This is a genomic window from Rhodococcus sp. KBS0724 (genome assembly GCF_005938745.2).
In the GTDB taxonomy this organism is placed as follows: domain Bacteria; phylum Actinomycetota; class Actinomycetes; order Mycobacteriales; family Mycobacteriaceae; genus Rhodococcus_F.
The window spans coordinates 6,386,913-6,406,017 of sequence record NZ_VCBX02000001.1; the positions used below are offsets into that span (position 1 = coordinate 6,386,913).

Sequence of the window (19,105 nt, forward strand, 5' to 3'; positions counted from 1 at the left end):
CCACTGCGGTCTCGTTACCGTACAGATCATGCGTCGAGCGCTGTGAACCCTGCCAGTTGACGCAACCTCACCAGATCTATTTTTCGCCGCGGCCGCGTCACCCCCGGTCGGTTGCGCGGCACCCGAACCCGAAGCGCGCCGGGGCGGACCTCACACCGCACGGGAACTGGGATGACCAATGCTTCACCGTCGACGCCGACGGGAATCTCCGGCCGGTCGGCGTCGATGATCACCTCCGATGCCGTGGCCTGCGTCAATCCCCGCCGGTGTGCGCGGCGAAGCAACCCGATGGCCTGGCGCGGACTGTTGACCGACAGTGCGACAACGCCGAGTGTTCCCAGGTCCAACCGCGGGCGTTGCCCGAGTCCGGCTAGATCGTCCATCTCGTATGGGCCGTTGCTGACCAACACCGCTTGCGGCGACTCGATCACGCGGTCCTGAACGTGCACAACAAATTTCGCACCCTGCTGATCCGCCAGCACATCCGGGAGCATCCGCACGACAGTACTGGTCTTGGCATCGCGGTACGACGGACTCCGCACCACTTCGGCATACGCACCGAACGACGCGTTGTTCACAAACGGTCGATCACCCACAGTCCCCAGATCTACGTAAATGTCGACGCCGTCGTTCAAGGCATCCAGGCATCGCGACGGATCCTGCAGATCCAAACCGAGATCGGCGGCAAAATGATTGCGTGTGCCTGCGCTGATCACCAGGTACGGCAACCCGTGCTCAGCGGCGACCGCAGCCACCAAAGCCTGTGTTCCGTCGCCGCCCGCGACACCGAGTAGATCTGCCCCGTCGTCGACGGCCTTGCGCGCGACGTCTGCCACGTCGACGGGGTGGTCTGCATCGAGAACGTAGACCTGCGCACCCAATTCTTGCGCCTTGTCGATCAGACCGAACTTTCCTACCTTCCCGCCACCCGAGTGTGGGTTCATCACGAAGAAGGGGCGTTCCGCGCGGCTCGGAGGATGTTCTGGGACAACAGAACCCGCTTCATCGTCATGTAGTGCGGCGCGAGAGCACAACGCTGCCAGAGCCAACAAGCCGATCGCCACCAACACCACCGCAAGCAGATTCGCCCGGATCAGAAAGACCAGCACCACTATCGGCGTCGACACCCCGATTGCCAGAGCGAACCAGCGTACAAACCCACGACTGGTGAGGAACCAGTACGCGGCAACCACACTCACGACCACGGCCCCGACACCCATGATCAGCAACATCAACGTCTTCAAACCGGCGAAGACCAGCAGAACCACCACTGCTGCGAACGCCGCGACCACAGCCGCTCTGGCCAACCATCGCTGCTTGCTCGTTGCCATGTCAACGCCCCTATCGGCCTATGTCGTACGTCATGACGTCAAGCGTGAGCGGCATCTGATTGCTACGCCGGCCCGTGTCCACGCCCGTTGCGAACTGCGCCGTGCCACCGGATTCCGTGACCGAATCGAGGTTGTCTTGGTTCACGATTCGCTGCGTCAGCTCGAGCGAACCAATCTCGAACGGAAGCCCGTTCGACGCCAGAGGATCCGGTCCGTCCATGATGTGGAAATGCAGATGCGGAGCATCGGTATTGCCGGAGTTACCCAACTTTCCCAGAACTTGACCCGCGCTCAGATTGTCGCCGACCTGCAGCGGCACACTTCCCGTCTGCAAGTGAGCGTAAAACGCAAATCGACCGTTTCCGAGATCCTGGACAACATGATTTCCGCCGTATTGATCCAGCGTGAGTCCGACGGGATTAGCGCCAGGAGTCTGCTCCGGAAGATCATTCACCATCGAAACAATCTTTCCCTCGGCTACAGCAAGTACGTCACTGCCGTAGTAGGGATAACTGTCGACTGACGTCCGATCTCCGTTGAACATTTTCCCGTCGGAAGTTAGTTGAACGTAGTCGACGGCAAACCGCTCGGGCGCAAACAGCCGGCCGTCGAGAGGACTTACTGCCCCGCGGTGTGCCGTCAATCCACAACAACCGTTGCCATCCAGCCAGTTCTGTCCGCTCAACGGTGGGTCGATCACCACCGCAGACTCCGGGGAAACCTTGGTCCGCGCCACGGTTTCCGTCATCTCGGCCGGAAGTAGTGGCGGAATCGGGGTGGCCACCTGCACCGCGATGCGATGCTCGACGGCCTCGGGAATCTCCGATGTGGACGGCACCACCACATCCATCCAGGCCACGGCCGATTGACCAGGACCAAGCGTCATTGTCGGTTCGCTCGCACCGAAGACCCTGATCCAGGGCAGGAGACCGTCTGTAATCGGACTCTGCAACGGAACTCCCTTCGACACCGGCTCGATACTCCGCAAGGTAAGTGGCTGGGCGAGCGTGTTCGTCATGAACAACTCGTAGGCGAGGTGGACCTTTCCGTCGGTTGCCGTCACCGGGATCGGCGGCGCCAGAGTAACGGCTGTCAACGGCGTCAGAACCGCAGCAGCGGCTCGTGACGTCGGGGCGGAACTGCTGGTCGATTCCGAAGGAGATGTCTGCGAATCCTGCGCAGAAGAGCACGAGACAACCATCGCCGCGGTAAGAAAAACTAATGCAATACTGTTCTTTCGACGCAGACTTGCCATTTCAGGAATATTAGACCTGAACAAGTCCGGTTGCGATAAATGTGTTCGATATTTACCGTATCGAATTCAATCTTTGGATAAGCGGGCTAATGCATACCCACCTCCGACTTCATTTATTCGCCTTGGCCACATTTTCTCGAGGCGACGCAAAATTCGCTACCATCGGAGATCGTGCTCCCACCCTCAGAACAGCAGGCTGAACGACTCATTGCTCTCGGCGTCGGCGACATCGCCGGCCTGTCCGCAACCGAGATACGTGCAGCGGCAACGCACTGCGCCGAAGATTCTCTGCTCACTATCCACGAAAAGTACGCTCCCGCTTCGGTATTGGCCCACCTCCTCGAACGCCAAGGTAAACGCGGCTTCATCGTCACGGACATGACCGACGTAGATCAGTTCACCCCCACCGAGCACGCAGTGCCCCCGGACAATCCGTTGTACCTACTCGAGGACCTCGACCGCGGCGACGCGATGTCCAACTGGAGTCCGGACGAAGCGCTACCCGCAATCCTCGAAGCCGGGCGTACGCCACTGACCCTTACCGAGGGTATCCACTGGCTGCTCCAGTCTCCGGACGTCCTCGAACGCGGCCACTGCTTCATGACAATCGGCTCCCGCTTGCGCAAACCCGACGGCGCACTGGATACGCGTACCCCCGCGCTGTGGATCAGCAACGGGACCGGGCGCGACGGCAAGGACAATCGCAATGCCCCCAAGGTCGGCTGGTGCTGGGCAGGCAACCCCCACACCTGGTTGGGATTCGCGTCGGCGAACACCCGAATTCCTCTCGACGCATAGATCCACGGAGACCGGGTAGACGAGCAGTACCGACTGCTCGCCTACCCAGTCCAGTGGAGTACACGATGTTTCTCAGTGACCAGTCCCTTCGCAACCGCACCCACCGATTCGGGACAGCCATGTCGGGCGCATCGCTCCAGTGGCCACCACCGACGCCGGCTCAGCGCACAGCCCGCTGGGGCGAAAGATCGGAGATGCTTGGCGCCCTGTCGGTACTCGTGTTCTGGGCCTTCGGCGTCGGCATCGTGCTGGGTGCGGGCGCCATCGCCATGGGGGTGTTCACATTGCGCCGCCTGCGGCAAGATCCGAATAGTCCGCTGCCGGGAGACGCCGTCGTCGGTCTGATCACCGGCATCATCGGGCTTGCCCTCAGCGCATCGTTCTTCGTGGGGATCCTGCCACACTTGTAGTTAGTTTGTTGTGCCGCTGATCTTTTCAGCAGCCTCCATCAACTCGCGCACCGCGCCGCGGGCCAGATCCTCGGACGCAGTGATCAGTGTCAGGCAGCCAGCCGGCTCATTGGCCGGCTGGGTCAACGGCACCCCGAGGCCCCAGTATCCCGGCTCGACTTCGCCGTAGCTGACGACGTAGCCGTCCCGGCGGGCATCAGTGACTCGACTCGATTCCCCAGGCACGGGCGGCTGTCCGGCCAACAACGCATAGCCGGCGGCGCCACGGTCGATGGGGTGGCGGCCACCCTCACGGAACGACACCCAGTACCGGGCATTCTTCGGCTCGACGACGGCGACGGCGACCGCTTCGGAGCCTTCCGCGACGAAGAGTGCGACACTCGCGCCGAGCGAATTCGCGAGCCGACGCAACAACGGTGTCGCCTCGTCCCGAAGGCCGGCGTACAAATCCCGGGCAAGCGCCGCCAATCCACCCCCGGCCCGGTACTTGCCATCCGCGCCGCGCTTGATGAGCCGGAAGTCAGCGACAGTGGAGAGCAACCGCGACGCTATGGTGCGGTGAACACCCAGTGCATCGGCAACTTCCTGAATTGTCATCCCGTCGGGAGTGGTGGCCACCAACTCGAGGGCCTGCAATCCCCTCGCCAGTGTTTGCGAACCCGGTTGTTTGCCGGACGACCCATTCGATTCTGAAGCCACGCCCTTGACTCTATTCTCTCGGGGCTTGACGTCGGATCACCACATCCTCACGCCCTGACTGCGATGGCCAGGTCCTCTTCGCGGCTTGCCTCTGGAGTCTCCGGATTTTCACTGCGGCCACGATAGGTCGCGTCGAGTAGCAACGTCGCGATTCCGGCAACCACCAGCACCCCACCGAACATCATGTAGACGCTCTTCGGAGTCCAACCACCGTCGAGGAGGTAGCCGGTCAGAATCGGAGCGATGATCGAGACGGTGCGACCGCACCCGATCATCCAGCCCACACCGGTGCCTCGAGCTGCCGCTGGGTAGATGGGCGGGCTGATCGCGTAGAAACCGGTGATACCGCCGTTGGCAAAAATGCCGACCAGTACCGCGAGCGTCAAAGCCAGGGCGACGATGTGGAATCCGGAGGCGTAGCCGATGAACGCGAATACTCCACCGAACATCAAGAGAACCGTCACGACTCTCGGCCGCAACACGATCGACAGGCCCGCAAATATGATCGAACCGATGACGCCGCCGATGTTGACGAGCACACCGGCAGTCACGCCCATGTTCGAGTCACCCGTTGCATCGGACAGCAACTTCGGCGTCCAGGTATTGGCGAAGTAGAACGACGCGATCAAGCACGAGTATCCCAGCCACAAGAAAATGGTGCGGCGCAGCATGATTCCCTTGAAAAGCCCGTCACGCACGACACGTTCGGCCTTCCGAACGGGAACGGGCAGTTCCGAAGACTGCTCGTAGCCGAGCCGGTCCGCTATCTCGTTGTATCGCTCCAACGCTCCGGCTGGCCGCTTCTCGATGAGGAACTCGATGGATTCCGGCAAGGTCTTGATCACGACAACCAGCATGATTGCGGTGATGATCGTGCCGAAGATGAATGCCGATCGCCAATCGAACACAGAAATCAGGACGCCGGAGATAGCGCCGCCGACGGCTCCACCAAGCGGGTAGCCGACGCCGTAGATTCCGAGCGCGGTGCCACGACGCTTGTCCGAACTGAATTCCGATACAAGAACATTCAGGTTCGCAACCAGGCCGCCGATACCCAGGCCCGCAAACGCACGGAATGCGAGGAGCTGCGGAACGTTGACGGCGCAGGCAGACAACGCCATTCCGACGGTGATGCCGACCAGGCACCAGATCGCAAGCCGACGCCTGCCTATCTTGTCTGCCAACGGGGAGATGAAGATAGCACCCAGTGCCGTGCCGATGATGCCGGCGCTGAGCAGGTAGCCGATCTCGACGGAGCTGATGTCCCAGGACTTTCCGAGGTGCGGCGCTACGAACGCCATGACCAGGATCTCGAAGCCGTCGATCATGCTGAGAATCAGACAGATCGCGATTGTCGAAATCTGATATCGGCGCATCGGTTGCGTCCGAATCGCTTCACGAACATCCATCGAGGTCTACTTTCATAAGGTGGGAGGGGGCTTCGCCCGAGTAGCAAGAATCAGATATCCCGCAGGATCGCGGTGGTGACGGCAAAGCCGGAGATGTATTCCTTGATCGGCCGGTAGAACTCGTAGGCGATCTCGTATTCACCACAGGCACGCAGGGCGGAGTAGGCAGCCACCCAATTGCGCACCTCATGTGACGAGTGCCCGGCCACCGCATCCATGTCGTCGGCGGTGTAGCGATCGAAATCCTCGATGCGCCCTGATGCGCAGACATCGAGAAATGCTCTGTCCCACTCCGGATTCAGATCCATGATGTCGGCCTCGTCCGCCGCGAACTTGACGGCCGTGTCGATGACTCGCTGTTGCCTGGCCGCACGTGCTTCCGGCGTCGGATTCCGGCCGTCGGTCAACATCTTGCGCTGGGCCTCGTTGGCGGTGGCGATCTGCGGAACCGGCGGATCATGTGAGAGTCCACCGGAACCGATGAACAGAACCTTCTTGTCGGAGTTCTTGAAATACGATCCGATGGCCTCGCCGAACTGACGTACGCGGGCGACCTTGACGAACGGCCGAGCCACCGAATTGACGAAGACCGGAATCAACGGCTTGGACGCCACGTCGCCGTAGATGATCTCCATCGGTTGCACCGCACCGTGATCGACCTCCATCTGGCGGGAAATAGCAAGGTCGAGACCCTGGTCCATCACGAACTGCGCCAAGTCCTCGGCCATGGCTTCCGGCACATTGAGTTCACCGGCAAACGAGTCGTAATCGCCACTGCCCTTTGCCTTGTAACCGATGCAGAACGGCGGCATCAGATCGTAGAAGAATCCGTTGTAGTGATCGGGCCCGAAGTTCACGATCACATCGGGATCGAAATTGTGAACAAAGGCGCGTGCCTGGTCGAACGCCGCTTCCACCGACGCTTTGACATCGGCCGGCGGGTCGAGGTGGTGCAACAGCGGGCTGTGCGACATACACAGCAAGGCCTGCTTCATGACCGGTTCACACCCCGAGCGGAAAGGTACGCCGTGATAACGGTATTGAATTCTTCGGCCCGCTCGACCTGCGACCAGTGACCACACTGGCTGAAGATGTGCACATCGGCGTTCGGGATGACATTGAGCAACTCCCACGTACGCGATACGGGAATCACCACGTCCTGGACGCCGTGGATCAGCAGAACCGGAATATCCAAGCGCGAGAGCACATCGAAGTCGAGCGGCAGCTCGGTACGGTCACGATCTCGTGCCGCGACTACCTCAGCCAGACGATCCGACGCCGTGTCGTTCAGAGCGGACTGGTACCGCAGGGACACCAATTCGTCAGTGACAAGCGACTTGTCGACAACAAAGAGTTCGAGGGTCTTGCGGATACCAGCTTCGGTCAAGTTCGGGTTGGAGTGACCAGCCAATGCGCCCGTCAGCTTCGCGCCACCTGTGCCCATCGACACGATCCCTAAAAGGCGTTCCGGGAAATCGATCGCGAACTGGAATGCGAGCCAACCGCCGAGGGAGTTTCCGACAATCCACGTCTTCTCGATACCAAGGGCGTCGAGAACGCGCACCGCATGACGAACCCATTCCTTGATGCCGTACTCCGTGCCGCGCGCAACAACGCTCTGTCCGTAGCCGATGGAATCGATTGCGATGCAACGGCCCTGCTCACTGAGCGTCGGAAGATTGAGCCACCAGTTGGCAGCTGCGGTGACGCCGGTGCCCGAACCGTGCAGGAAGAGAATCGGGGTACCTTCGCCCAGTTCGTGGTAGTGGGTGAGTTCGCCGTCGGCGGTCTCGATCCACTTGTCTTCGAGGCCGAAGAAATCGTCTGTGATGTATGAGGGAATCTCGGTTGAAGTCATTTTTCTGGCTTTCTCGTAAATGTGTGTGGCGGACGGCTAGAGCGCGACCGGTACTTTGACTGCGTCCGCGGCAACGTTGGACGGCGAGAACTTCATTGCGGCCAGGATCGCGTCCAACGTTGCCGGGGCATGCTGAGTCAGGCAGGCGCCCGCGACAAAGCGGTCGGGGCGAAGGAACACCAAAGGAGTGGGACGGTCGTCGAACCACTTCTTGAGTCGGCCGGTGTGATCGCCGAGAACCAGAACGTCCGGGTCCATATGCTTGTGCGCCCATTCGCGCTGAGTCTCGGGCACTACCGCAACGAGGCGGGCACCGAGCAGCGACAGCTTCTCGAGCGAGGCCTGCGGGAGCACGTCCTTGGGACTGTTGCCCCAGACGATCACCGACCACCAGTTGCCGATCGCGTCGTCGAGCAGTTGGTCCGCCGCGTCACACGAGTTGACGCGCGGTTGGGGAAACTGAACGCCAACCGGGGAGTTCTTGACGTTGGCGGTCAGAACCGGAATGAGCTTGCTCGTGAGTTTTGCTGCGGCACTTCCCGATTCCTGAGTGTTCGGGTCGGCCAGCACGCCTCTGGTGTACCGCGGCATCGGCTTGAAGCGCATGTCCGCGAAGTAGCTCTTGACCTGAGGGAAAAGATTGAGCACCGACGACGCTGCATCGCGGAGTACAGCACCGACCGGATTGGTGATCTTGATGAGCCGTCCGAATGTCAGCGACAGATCCACCATCGCCTGGGCGTGGTCTTTGCGCTCCGACGTATAGGTATCGAGCAGTGCGTCGTCCGCCTGACCGGAAAGAACGGCGGCCAACTTCCACCCCAGGTTGGTTGCGTCGCGCATGCCCGAATTCCATCCCTGACCCATCCACACCGGCATCAGATGCGCGGCATCGCCGGCGATCAACTGGCGACCCTTTCGGAAGTCCGAAGCCACCCGGCCGTGATGGGTGAAGACGCGTCGTCGAATGAAATCCAGCTCCGCCGGATCGGGAACATGATCCGCCAGAAGCGCATTCACGTAATCCGGGTCCGTGACCTGCTCCTCGGTCTCGTCGTCGTGCAGCATGAACTCCCAGCGCCTGACCGCGTGGGGCAGACCGATGGACACATACGGGCGCTTTGGATCTGCACCGAGGAACACATTGGGGGTGCCGAGCGGATCGTTGTTGACGTCCACGACAAGCCAACGGGTAGAAGGTGATTCACCTTCGAAGCTGACACCGAGGCGCTTGCGGGTCGGAGACTTACCACCTTCACAGCCCACCAGGTACTGCGCACTGAAGCGTCGTTCGTCGACAGTTCCGTCGGGACGCGTCACCAGCGCGATCGCGGTGACCGACTGGCCGTCTTCTTCGACGTTCTCGACGCGATGGCCGAACAACACCTCGACGTTGCCGAATCGGGACAGACCCTCGTACAGCGCCTTGTCGGCTTCCGGCTGGATGAACCCGTGCTTGCGCTCCCAGCCGAATTCGACGGTCTGCGGATTGTTGACGAGCATGACCTTTCCGGCCCCGTTGACCAACCGCATGATGTGCTGCGGATTTGTGTGCGGTCGGATCGCCTCCACCAGGCCCACCGTCTGAATGGTGCGGAACGACTCGTCGTCGAGCCCCACACCACGCGGGTAGTCGATCAGCGTGTCCATCGCTTCGAGCACGGTGACGCGTTTGCCGTACATGCCGAGGATGTTCGCCAGCATCAGGCCGGCGGGACCAGCGCCGACAATGAGCACTTCGGTGTCCTGAGTGGTTTTCATGGCTTCCTATCTGCGCTGATGTAACTATCGCGCGCCGTAGCGCACTATATGCACGATGCGTCTATTAGAAACCACGAAACGAGGTACGTCAATGAGCTTTTGTGACGGGGGCCGCATTCAATGCCCGATGGGACGCCACAGACAGAACGAGCCGGGAATCAAAACTGCAGCTAGTGGCGATATTCGACAGGACTGGTGCGCCCCTGGATCTGACCGACACACAGCAATGGCCGCCTCGGAGGTTGTTCACCTCCGGGGCGGCCATTGCGCAGATCTGAAGTCTTAGACGACCCTGAGACCGAACGTATGGTGCATCTCGCCGATACCTTCTACATACGTCGTCAACGTGTCACCTGCGCCGAGCAGAACCTTCGGGTTGCGACTGAAGCCGACACCTGCCGGCGTACCGGTGAAGATTGCGTCCCCCGGCAAAAGAGGCACGATGTGGGACAGGTACTCGATTATTTCCGGAATCGTGAAGATCATGTCGCTGGTGCGACTCTTCTGCATCGAGGTGCCGTTGACGGAGCAGCCCAGTTCGAGGTCATCCGGATTCTCGAACTCATCCGGTGAGACCAGGACCGGCCCCATCGGACTGAAACCCGGGAACGACTTGGCCAAACCGAATTGCTGAGGCGCGGTACCTCGCCACTGCGTATGACGCTCGGAAACATCCTGCCCGACGGTCAGTCCGGCGACGTGACTCCACGCATCCGCCGCGCGAACACTCTCTGCCCGCTTACCGATCACAACAACAAGTTCCGTCTCGAAGTCGACCGCACCGTCCGGCAACAGAATCTTGCCGTACGGACCTGTCACCGACGCCGGGAACTTCCCGAATACCACTGGAATCTCGGGGATATCCAGACCCGACTCCAGCGCATGGTCACGGTAGTTCAAGCCGATGGCAAAGATTTGCGGCGGCAACGGTACTGGGCTCCCCAACGCCGATTTGTCGATCTCCACGCCAGGACCTCCCTCGAACCCACTGGCCCACTGCGTGAACTCACCCCACCGCGAGTAGAGGCTTTGCACGTCCGAGGAGAAGGCCCCGTTGCTGACATTCTCGATATCAACGGCCCCAGAATCTGTTCCGAGGAAAGCGCGACCCGACATATTGTAAATACGCATAGCGAACTACCTTTCGAGGAAAGTGACAAACATCGATGCGCACATTTCCCGAAAGTGTGGCCGTTCTCAAGCACAGCTCTCGACAGTCGACAATTAGACGGCCCGAAGCTTGGGTACTCCGGATCTTGCGCACACTGTCGGAATAAAGGGGCGACACCATGAATGTCAACTCACGCGTCGTGGCATCGCTTGCGGCTTGCGCAGCACTGGTTTTAGCTGGATGCGCGGACACACCGAGCTCCGATGTCAGTACAGCCACTGCAACCCTCGAAAACAGCGACTTCGCCGGATCAGTAGACATCGGTAACGGCCGCAGTATGTATTTGACGTGCAAGGGGACCGGATCGCCTACCGTCGTGTTCGTGTCCGGCCGAAGCGATCGCGCAGATATCTGGAAAACCGCGACGGAGCCGAACCCGACCGAAACCGCGGTTTTCGACGGCGTCGCCGAGACGACGCGAGTGTGTGCCTACGACCGCCCCGGGACCGTCACCATCACAGGTGAACAGGTAGAACCAAGCCGCTCCACTCCCGTTCCCCAGCCCACGACCGCCGCCGACGGAGTGAGGGACCTCCACGACTTGATGAGCGCAGCCGATGTTCCCGGACCCTATGTCTTGGTCGCCCACTCCTGGGGCGGACTGATAGCCCGCCTCTACGCCGACTCCTATCCCACCGATGTCGACGGCTTGGTTCTCGTAGACACCCTCACCGAACTTCTCTACGACGGCCTGACCCCCCAGCAGCAGGAGTGGTGGCTCGCGCTCAACAGCAATTACTCTCCTGACCTCGAGCCGTACAACCAGGAAAAGAGCAACCTCGAACCCAGCTTCCAATCACTACGCGACGCCGGCGATCCCCCGCCCATGCCCGTCGGCATCCTCGTCTCCGATCAACCGTACGACCTTGAACCTCTTGCTGCCGCAGGAGATTTACCTCCCGGAGTTCCTGTCGAATTCGGCTCGACGATCTACTCCGCTCACCTTGCAGGACAACAAGAGTTGGCCGAACGTCTGCACGCCAAGCTCGTACTGGACACCAATGCAAGCCATTACGTCCACACCGAGCAGCCCGCACTCACGATCAACGCGATCGACGAGGTTGTCGATGCCGCTCGAACCAATCCGGATCAGTGGTTTTCCTGAAGAACGTTTAAGCGCGGCAACGCCCCGCCATTACGTTTACGCTCAGTCACACAAATTCCGTGCAATAGAAAGCCGGTCGACTGACGATGAGCACAAACGACAAGCCATCCGCTCGCTCTGTTCTGCACACACCGCGATTCTGGCTGGCACCGGTGATCGTGGTGGTATTGCTGATGTCGGCACTGGCTGCGCTGTACATGGGCGGAATTCTCGATCCCAAGAAGCACCTGGACGAGTTCCCGATCGCTCTGGTGAACGAAGATGTCGGCGGCACCTTGCCCGGCACCGATCCCACTGCAGTCAAGAATTTCGGAAACGACATCGCCACCGCGCTCGAAAACGGGATCGATCCCGAGAAGATCGACTTACAACAGATCGGTCTCATCGAATCGCAATCGCGACTCGACTCCGGAACGCTCTACGGCGCCATCGTCATCCCCCGCGACTTCACTCAACAAACGATAGCTCTGGCACAGGGAAGTGTCGCCGCCACAGAAGTGCAGCAGCCGATCATCACCATCTACACCAATCCACGCGCCGGCTCGATCTCCGCGTCGCTGGTGCAGTCGATCGGAACCACTGCCCTCGAATCGGTCAACAAGAACATGGGTGAACAACTCACCACGCTTGTCACACAACAACTGCAGGCGAGTGGGACTGGAATGCAGCTCTCCGGTGCCAGTCGACTTCTCCTCGAAAATCCGGTGAACGTTCTCACTGTCGCGCATGATCCGCTTCCCGACGGCACAGGATTCGGTCTTGTCGCTTTCTATTTCGCGCTACTTCTGGTGCTCGCCGGATTCACTGGCGCAACAGTCGTCAATTCGCTGGTGGACGGAATGCTCGGCTACGCACCCACCGAATTCGGCCCGCTGTTTGTCCAGAACGACGTTGTCGGGATCAACAGATTTCAAACACTTCTCATCAAGTGGGGCTTCATGATCGTACTGTCCGGTGTGGTCTCCGGATTGTTCCAGTTGATCAGCCGTGCCCTCGGAATGCCTGTCACACAGGGTTTTGCACTGTGGGCATATGGCACCCTCGTCGTCATTGCCGTGGGAGTCACCGCCATGTCGGTGATGGCGGCGTTCGGATCGCTTGGCATGCTCATCAACTTGTTCGTCTTCGTGATCCTCGCCCTGCCGTCATCCGGCGGCACGATTCCCCTCGAAGCCAGCCCCGGCCTCTACTCCTGGCTCGCACAATTCGAACCGATGCACCAGATCTACATGGGCACACGCGCAATTCTCTTCTTCGGCGCCCACGGCGACGCCGGCCTCACCCACGCCATCTGGATGACATTGCTCGGCCTGGCAATCGGACTGGTGCTCGGATTTGTCGTCACGCGCCTCTATGACCGGAAAGGCTACGAGCGCACCCATCGCGTAAAAACGGCCTGAGACATTTCTGCGCTCAGGTTTCCGAGTCACGCAGTGCGTCCGCTTTTGCGACGAGCACCGCCTTCTCACGTTCGTTTCCTGCCAATCGTGCGGCCTCGAGCAACTCGGTGCGAGCCTCCTCGGTTCGCCCGAGTCTGCCGAGGAGCTCGCCCCGAACACTGGGCAGGAGGTGATATCCGGCAAGTTCACCCGAGTCAACAAGCTTGTCGACGTACTCGAGAGCCGGAGCCGGCCCGTACGCCATGGATACTGCTGCAGCATGGTTGAGATCCACGACCGGCGACGGGGCGAGCTGCTGTAACGCCTCGTATAACAACACGATCTTCTTCCAGTCCGTATCCTCGAAAGTTGCAGCTCGTGCGTGACATTCAGCAATCGCGGCCTGCAGTCCGTAAGGACCTCGCCCCCGCCCAACGTCGTCAGCCCTCGCCAAAGCAACAAGACCTCGAGTGATCTGAGTCCGATCCCACCGTGCCCGATCCTGATCTGCCAACAATATCGGTTCACCGTCAGCGGTAGTACGCGCGGCAAATCGCGATGCCGACAGCTCCATCAACGCAACAAGGCCGTGCGCTTCCGGTTCCCCCGGAACAAGTTCCGCGAGAATTCTCGAGAGCCGCAAGGCTTCACCACTGAGATCGGTCCGCATCCATTCGGTTCCGGAACTGGCGGCATAGCCCTCGTTGAAGATCAGATACAGAACACCGAACACAGCGCTCAGCCGACTCGGGAACTCCTCCCGCGGAGGCACTTCGAAGACCACCTTGGCCGCCGTCAGCGTCTTCTTCGCACGAACTATGCGCTGCTGCATCGTTGCGGTAGGCACAAGAAACGCCCTGGCGATCTCTTCCGTCGTCAAGCCGCCGACTACCCGAAGCGTCAACGCCACCTGAGCTTTTCGATTCAAAACCGGATGGCAGGCCATGAAGATCAACGGAAGAACATCGTCGTCGATGCGATCCGGATCCCAGCCGTCTTCGTCGAATCTATTCGCATCGTTCTCGAGCTCACGCGCAAAATGCGCGTATCGCTCGTCGAGTCGTTCCCGTCGACGCCACCCGTCGATGGCTCGCCGCGTGGCAACGGCAGTCAACCAAGCTGCCGGGTTGCGGGGAACGCCCGAGACAGGCCACTGCTCGATCGCTTCGAGCAGTGCCTGCCCCGCAACATCTTCGGCGAGATCCAGATCGCCGACGGTACGCGTGAGTGCGGCGACGATCTTCGCACCGTCGATGCGCCACACCGCATCGACGGCGTTCCTCGCTGCATCAGTCACGACTCAGCTCGAGACAGGGCGATCCGTACCCAGTTCTTCACGCCAGCCGGCTTCCTTCTGGATGTACTCATTGCTCTGGTCGAACTCTTCCATCTCCGAGACGCGTCGAACCTCGAGCTTGCTGCCTGGGCCCAGTGGACACCGCTTGGCCCACTCCAGCGCCTCGTCCTTGGTAGACGTCTGAATGATCCAGAAACCCGAGAACAGCTCTTTTGTCTCCCCGTACGGGCCGTCGGACACGAGCGGCGGATCGGAGTCGAAATCGACGATAAATCCCTCCTCCATCGCCAGGCCCTCACCGGCCAGAAGGACTCCCGCCTTGATCAGCGACTCGTTGTACTGGCCCATCGAGGTGATAATCGCGTCGAAGTCCATGTCCTTGGATGCCTCGATGGCCGCGTCGGTGGAACGCATGATCAGCATGTACTTCATGGGATTCTCCTTCGTTTGTGGGCCGCTCATTCGGTCCCTCTGCCTACACGTCGAACGGCGGAGGCGCCGATCGACATAACTTCCGAAAAAATTTCGAACCACAAGATCGAGGCCAAGGACGTACCGTCAATACTTCCGGAAATCGCGCGAATCCACCCCGAGATGTATCCTCGCCACCAGCGTCATCCTAGGAAGATCCGACGGGCGTCGGATGGAGACTCCCCAATTTCCTACAAACGACTGGTGACGCCGGCCAAACCCCACCTGATGATGAAGACATGACGACATTCCCCACCCTCGACCCCGAACTCGCTGTGGCACTCACGATGCTCCCGAAGGTCGATTTTACGGACCTCCCCGGCACAAGAGCCACCTACGACGCACTGATCGGCGCCACGTTGGCCGGCCTGTCATACGACGGCGTCACGCTTCGCGAACTATCCGCCCCTGGCCTCGACGGCGATCCGGAGGTCACGATACGTTTCTTCACCCCGGACAACACAACCGGTCCGATCCCAGTTCTGTTGTGGATGCACGGCGGCGGATTCGGCGTCGGCACAGCAGAAGGTTGTGATCCTTTCTGTATCCAGGTAGCGCGCGAACTTGGATTCGCCGTCGCCAACGTGGAGTACCGCCTGGCCCCCGAGACTCCCTTTCCCGGCCCCCTCAACGACTGCTATGCCGCACTCACGTACGTACACGCCCATGCCGAGGAACTGGGTATCGATCCCAGTCGCATTGCTGTCGGCGGTCAGAGTGCGGGCGGTGGTCTTGCCGCCGGAACAGTGCTGAAAGCCCGAGATGAGGGCATCGTCCCCGTCGCGTTCCAGTTTCTCGAGGTCCCGGCACTGGACGACCGCCTGACCTCGACATCGATGACGGACTTCGTCGACACTCCGAATTGGCACCGACCCAACGCGATTCTGTCGTGGCAGTTCTATCTCGGCGAGTCGTATTCAGGGCCCGAAGATCCGAACGTCTCGATTTACGCCGCCCCGGCTCGCGCAACCGATCTCAGCAACTTGCCCCCGGCCTACGTGTGCACCATGGAACTCGACCCGCTTCGCGACGAAGGAATCGAGTACGCCGTTCGCCTACTCCAAGCGGGTGTCAGTGTCGAGCTGCATTCCTTCCCCGGCACCTTTCACGGGTCGTCACTTGTCGCGACCGCAGAGGTTAGCAAACGAGGTGCCGCCGAAGCACTCACCGCACTACAGCGAGGGTTGCGCACGTTGTCACCAGTCTCGTAGCTTTGCTACATGCAAGGACTGATGTACCGGCTTGCCGAGCTCGATACAGACTCGGCAGGCCTGGTACGTGTCATCGACTACTTCGACACCCTCGTGCGACACGGCGCCGACACAGCATCTTTACTTCGCGCGAGCGCCCAATTGGCGGATTGTGTTGTCGGTATCGAGATCGCCGACAGTAGTCGAAGCCACAAGAATCTGCGCCGATGCGATCCTCGGGGTCGATGGTCACCCGAACCGCAGCTTGCCCCAAGCATCGTCAGGGACATCGCTGTCGACGACGAAGTCCTCGGCACAGTCTGGATCGAGCGTCCGGGTAGCGACTTGCCACTCGACGAGATGCTCGTCGACCGGATGGCTTTGACGGCAGCGATCATCTTGCGGCCGCGACGTTTACTGACCGAATCCGAACACACTCACAATCTGCTCTTCCCGATGGACGAGCTAGCGGTCCTGACATCCTGCGCGGGCCTCGGTCTCGACCCCTCCGCTTCAGTGCGCGTCGTCGTATCCACCATTAATGAGACTGCGCACCTGCAGTTCTCGAAGGATTGGATACCGGGAAGAGCTACCGGAATCGAAGCGGACGGCGAGTACCTGAATCTCGTGACCGGGGCATTCATCTGGCCGGCAGAATTCTCTGATACCGCAAGAGCGATGCCTGTCCGTGCCGGAATGTCCTTGGCTGCCGCCGCTTCCGAAATACACACACTCATCGACACTGCTCGATTCGCTCGCAGTCAAGCATCGACCACCACACCCTTCGTGAACGCAGACGATCTCGGCGCACTCAATCTCCTGATACCGGGAAAGAGGATCGATCACACGCGAATTCCGGATTTGGTTCGTGTCAGAGAATTTCGCGAAACCAGAGACGGCATCGAACTACTGGAGACGCTGAGAGTTTACCTACGATCCGGCACGTTGAGAGCCACGGCCGACTGCCTGCACCTCCACCACAGTAGCGTCGCCCACCGATTGGCAAAGCTCTCCCAGCACATCGGATTTCACGTCGACACGATCGAAAATCGCGCGCGCGCAACGGCCATGATGATGGTGCTCGACGCCATGTAGGTACACCAAAGGCCGGAACTATCGATGACAGTGCCATCTGCGACCATATTCGAATGGAGCAGCCAACGGCCGAGCAGTCATTTGCCACACTCATCAAAGAGAGCGTGGTTCCACTTCTCAAGGAGAACGGGTTCCGGAAGCAGAAGCTGACCTTCCGGCGTGAGCGAGACCGCATGATCGACGTCGTCAACCTGCAACGGTCGGCGGGAAACAGCTACGAATCAATTCGGTTCTACATCAATTGCGGCGTCTACTCTCCGGACTTCGATCGAATCACCGGCAAGCCCGAGCACCAGCGCCCTGCCGAAGTGGACTGCCAGTACCGACGCCGAATCGAGAACATCGCGTCCGGTATCGGACCACACGTGACCGTCGATGCGGAGACCGACATCCCCGAAACAGCTGGCCTGTTGCGCTCCGCGCTCACGAGCGCATTAACGGTAATGGGCCAGCTCCACGGGCCGGACGATATCGCTCGATTTGCCGAGTCGGATATAGATTTTGACGTGTTTCGCTATCGGTTGGCCGCAGACAACATAGCCGAGGCTCACGAACAATACCGACGGGCGCGCTCACAGTTCGGTGCAGAGCCCCGCTGGCAGCGTCTCGACGAGTTGTTCCGGCAAGCCTCCGACCCTTACGACTTCACAGTCGGAGCCGATTGATGTTACGAGGACGACAGCGCAGTGTCCGTCTGTCGATCGCACCCGCCTGCTGTGCGGCGAGCGCATTCGTCGATCACGTCGGTGATACCGGACCGCGTCAGAGTGCGGCGTTGCACCATCGCCCCATTACCCTCGTCGAATACTGTCTCCAGTGAGGCAGTAACCCGCTCGAGTTCACCGAACTCTGCCAGCATCGGTGTGACGTAGTCGAGTAGTCGCCGAACCAGCTGACGAGTGGGCACCAGGCGCACAGGATCCATGTCCAGTGCTCGGCCCGCAACCCCGTCGCGGGCCGCCCGCCAGCACGCTGCGCGTAGTACCTCTTGGTCGATGATCGGGGCAGGGCAACCCGCAGCGATCTCTCTCATCACGGTGACAACAAGAGCATGAACCAGCGTGGCATATGTGATCGTCTCGCCGACTGTGGCTGGAACATCACTGATCCGAATCTCCACGGTAGGCAAATGATCCGATACCCGAACATCCCAATAGACCATGTGAGGGTCCAGGATGACACCTGCTTCGAGCATCGTTTCAATGGCGGTGTCGTAGTGATTCAACGACTCGAAATACGGCGGTGGCCCGCAGCTCGGCCATCGCCCGTACTGGATGTAACGCCAACTGGCATAACCGGTATCGACGCCGGCACTGATCGGAGAGTTCGCAGTCAGGGACAACAAAGTCGGCAACCATGGACGCAGATGATTGATGATCCGAACGGCCTGTTTGCGCCCCTCCACACCGACATGCACATGGCAGCCGCACATCACTCCTGCCGTGAGAGCACCGAATTCACCGGCCATGCGTTGATATCTCGAGGTGTGAGTAGTCTCGTGCGGCGGTGGATCGTAGAACGGTGTCCCCACCGCCAGTAGCTGACATCCCGCGCGTGCGGCTGCGTCGGCGGCGGCAACGCGAAGCTCCCACAGTTGGTCCCGAAGATCACGGACATGGTGCCCGACCGTCGTGGCGGTCTCCACCTGACAGCGAGTGAGCTCCAATTGCAGATCGACACCAAGATCCCTGCCCGCGGCCGCAACTTCGGTATTGCGGAATCTGGGCTGTTTGGTCACTGGGTCGCACAGAAGGAATTCCTCCTCCACACCGAGTGTGGGAATGTCTTTGACGACTGATTGAGGCGGACCGGTCGTTTTTGCCATGGATTCCTCGACTTCGGCACTCACAAACCACGGGTCTTCAACGGAAAGAGC

General features: G+C 60.3%; 18 protein-coding genes. 7 read left to right on the top strand and 11 right to left on the bottom strand.

Translation table 11 applies throughout. From position 1 onward, the window contains the following. Positions 1-26 precede the first annotated feature (26 nt). Both FFI94_RS29455 and FFI94_RS29460 read right to left on the bottom strand, forming a co-directional pair. Positions 27-1,331, bottom strand: a complete 1,305-nt coding sequence (locus tag FFI94_RS29455) for a diacylglycerol kinase family protein (RefSeq protein WP_138870951.1) — start codon at positions 1,329-1,331, stop codon at positions 27-29. A 10-nt stretch (positions 1,332-1,341) separates the two neighbouring features. Then, on the bottom strand, positions 1,342-2,586 hold the full coding sequence (locus FFI94_RS29460; protein ID WP_260684413.1) for a M23 family metallopeptidase: 1,245 nt from the start codon (positions 2,584-2,586) through the stop codon (positions 1,342-1,344). 171 nt (positions 2,587-2,757) lie between these two features. On the opposite strand from FFI94_RS29460, the gene FFI94_RS29465 reads away from it, so the two are divergent. Both FFI94_RS29465 and FFI94_RS34425 read left to right on the top strand, forming a co-directional pair. After that, a complete protein-coding gene (locus FFI94_RS29465; protein WP_260684414.1) occupies positions 2,758-3,384 on the top strand; it encodes a DUF5701 family protein in 627 nt (208 codons plus the stop codon). A gap of 65 nt (positions 3,385-3,449) precedes the next feature. After that, on the top strand, positions 3,450-3,794 hold the full coding sequence (locus FFI94_RS34425) for a hypothetical protein (RefSeq protein WP_260684415.1): 345 nt from the start codon (positions 3,450-3,452) through the stop codon (positions 3,792-3,794). On the opposite strand, the gene FFI94_RS29475 is transcribed toward FFI94_RS34425, so the two are convergent. The 6 genes from FFI94_RS29475 to FFI94_RS29500 all read right to left on the bottom strand — a co-directional run bounded on the left by FFI94_RS29475 (position 3,795) and on the right by FFI94_RS29500 (position 10,652). Beyond that, entirely contained in the window at positions 3,795-4,493 is a 699-nt protein-coding gene (locus FFI94_RS29475) for an IclR family transcriptional regulator (RefSeq protein WP_138870953.1), read from the bottom strand. 47 nt (positions 4,494-4,540) lie between these two features. Beyond that, on the bottom strand, positions 4,541-5,902 hold the full coding sequence (locus FFI94_RS29480) for an MFS transporter (protein ID WP_138870954.1): 1,362 nt from the start codon (positions 5,900-5,902) through the stop codon (positions 4,541-4,543). 50 nt (positions 5,903-5,952) lie between these two features. Further along, entirely contained in the window at positions 5,953-6,897 is a 945-nt protein-coding gene (locus tag FFI94_RS29485; protein WP_138870955.1) for a 3-carboxyethylcatechol 2,3-dioxygenase, read from the bottom strand. Continuing rightward, positions 6,894-7,760 carry an alpha/beta fold hydrolase gene (locus FFI94_RS29490; protein WP_138870956.1) on the bottom strand — a complete coding sequence of 289 codons (867 nt, stop codon included), beginning with the start codon at positions 7,758-7,760 and terminating at the stop codon, positions 6,894-6,896. Before FFI94_RS29490 ends, FFI94_RS29485 begins: the two co-directional genes overlap by 4 nt. 36 nt (positions 7,761-7,796) lie before the next feature. After that, complete coding sequence (locus FFI94_RS29495; protein WP_138870957.1) at positions 7,797-9,521, bottom strand: bifunctional 3-(3-hydroxy-phenyl)propionate/3-hydroxycinnamic acid hydroxylase; 1,725 nt, start codon at positions 9,519-9,521, stop codon at positions 7,797-7,799. A gap of 282 nt (positions 9,522-9,803) precedes the next feature. Then, the gene (locus FFI94_RS29500) at positions 9,804-10,652 is read right to left on the bottom strand and encodes a fumarylacetoacetate hydrolase family protein (protein WP_138870958.1); all 849 of its coding nucleotides are present in this window, start codon (positions 10,650-10,652) and stop codon (positions 9,804-9,806) included. 158 nt (positions 10,653-10,810) lie between these two features. Between FFI94_RS29500 and FFI94_RS29505 the strand changes: the two genes are divergently transcribed. Both FFI94_RS29505 and FFI94_RS29510 read left to right on the top strand, forming a co-directional pair. Continuing rightward, positions 10,811-11,797, top strand: a complete 987-nt coding sequence (locus tag FFI94_RS29505; RefSeq protein WP_138870959.1) for an alpha/beta fold hydrolase — start codon at positions 10,811-10,813, stop codon at positions 11,795-11,797. A gap of 86 nt (positions 11,798-11,883) precedes the next feature. After that, positions 11,884-13,197, top strand: coding sequence for a YhgE/Pip domain-containing protein (locus FFI94_RS29510; RefSeq protein ID WP_138870960.1), 1,314 nt, complete (start codon positions 11,884-11,886; stop codon positions 13,195-13,197). Between the two features lie 13 nt (positions 13,198-13,210). On the opposite strand, the gene FFI94_RS29515 is transcribed toward FFI94_RS29510, so the two are convergent. Both FFI94_RS29515 and FFI94_RS29520 read right to left on the bottom strand, forming a co-directional pair. After that, on the bottom strand, positions 13,211-14,473 hold the full coding sequence (locus FFI94_RS29515; protein ID WP_138870961.1) for an RNA polymerase sigma factor: 1,263 nt from the start codon (positions 14,471-14,473) through the stop codon (positions 13,211-13,213). Between the two features lie 3 nt (positions 14,474-14,476). Beyond that, entirely contained in the window at positions 14,477-14,905 is a 429-nt protein-coding gene (locus FFI94_RS29520) for a YciI family protein (protein WP_138870962.1), read from the bottom strand. A 278-nt stretch (positions 14,906-15,183) separates the two neighbouring features. Between FFI94_RS29520 and FFI94_RS29525 the strand changes: the two genes are divergently transcribed. The 3 genes from FFI94_RS29525 to FFI94_RS29535 are packed head-to-tail and all read left to right on the top strand — an operon-like array spanning position 15,184 to position 17,894. Continuing rightward, entirely contained in the window at positions 15,184-16,155 is a 972-nt protein-coding gene (locus tag FFI94_RS29525) for an alpha/beta hydrolase (RefSeq protein ID WP_138870963.1), read from the top strand. Between the two features lie 9 nt (positions 16,156-16,164). Beyond that, positions 16,165-17,229 (top strand): helix-turn-helix domain-containing protein, encoded by a 1,065-nt coding sequence (locus FFI94_RS29530; RefSeq protein ID WP_260684416.1) that lies wholly within the window; start codon positions 16,165-16,167, stop codon positions 17,227-17,229. A gap of 53 nt (positions 17,230-17,282) precedes the next feature. Next, positions 17,283-17,894 (top strand): DUF4304 domain-containing protein, encoded by a 612-nt coding sequence (locus tag FFI94_RS29535; RefSeq protein WP_138870964.1) that lies wholly within the window; start codon positions 17,283-17,285, stop codon positions 17,892-17,894. A gap of 2 nt (positions 17,895-17,896) precedes the next feature. On the opposite strand, the gene FFI94_RS29540 is transcribed toward FFI94_RS29535, so the two are convergent. Further along, positions 17,897-19,054, bottom strand: coding sequence for a glutamate--cysteine ligase (locus FFI94_RS29540; protein ID WP_138870965.1), 1,158 nt, complete (start codon positions 19,052-19,054; stop codon positions 17,897-17,899). Positions 19,055-19,105: the final 51 nt, after the last annotated feature.

Bases quoted from the DNA above. Each gene is read 5' to 3' on its own strand.
- FFI94_RS29460 (WP_260684413.1), bottom strand. From the start codon at position 2,586: ATGGCAAGTCTGCGTCGAAAGAACAGTATTGCATTAGTTTTTCTTACC.
- FFI94_RS29490 (WP_138870956.1), bottom strand. From the start codon at position 7,760: ATGACTTCAACCGAGATTCCCTCATACATCACAGACGATTTCTTCGGC.
- FFI94_RS29520 (WP_138870962.1), bottom strand. From the start codon at position 14,905: ATGAAGTACATGCTGATCATGCGTTCCACCGACGCGGCCATCGAGGCA.
- FFI94_RS29500 (WP_138870958.1), bottom strand. From the start codon at position 10,652: ATGCGTATTTACAATATGTCGGGTCGCGCTTTCCTCGGAACAGATTCT.
- FFI94_RS29505 (WP_138870959.1), top strand. From the start codon at position 10,811: ATGAATGTCAACTCACGCGTCGTGGCATCGCTTGCGGCTTGCGCAGCA.
- FFI94_RS29525 (WP_138870963.1), top strand. From the start codon at position 15,184: ATGACGACATTCCCCACCCTCGACCCCGAACTCGCTGTGGCACTCACG.
- FFI94_RS29495 (WP_138870957.1), bottom strand. From the start codon at position 9,521: ATGAAAACCACTCAGGACACCGAAGTGCTCATTGTCGGCGCTGGTCCC.
- FFI94_RS29530 (WP_260684416.1), top strand. From the start codon at position 16,165: ATGCAAGGACTGATGTACCGGCTTGCCGAGCTCGATACAGACTCGGCA.
- FFI94_RS29455 (WP_138870951.1), bottom strand. From the start codon at position 1,331: ATGGCAACGAGCAAGCAGCGATGGTTGGCCAGAGCGGCTGTGGTCGCG.
- FFI94_RS29485 (WP_138870955.1), bottom strand. From the start codon at position 6,897: ATGAAGCAGGCCTTGCTGTGTATGTCGCACAGCCCGCTGTTGCACCAC.
- FFI94_RS29480 (WP_138870954.1), bottom strand. From the start codon at position 5,902: ATGGATGTTCGTGAAGCGATTCGGACGCAACCGATGCGCCGATATCAG.
- FFI94_RS29535 (WP_138870964.1), top strand. From the start codon at position 17,283: ATGGAGCAGCCAACGGCCGAGCAGTCATTTGCCACACTCATCAAAGAG.
- FFI94_RS29540 (WP_138870965.1), bottom strand. From the start codon at position 19,054: ATGGCAAAAACGACCGGTCCGCCTCAATCAGTCGTCAAAGACATTCCC.
- FFI94_RS29510 (WP_138870960.1), top strand. From the start codon at position 11,884: ATGAGCACAAACGACAAGCCATCCGCTCGCTCTGTTCTGCACACACCG.
- FFI94_RS34425 (WP_260684415.1), top strand. From the start codon at position 3,450: ATGTTTCTCAGTGACCAGTCCCTTCGCAACCGCACCCACCGATTCGGG.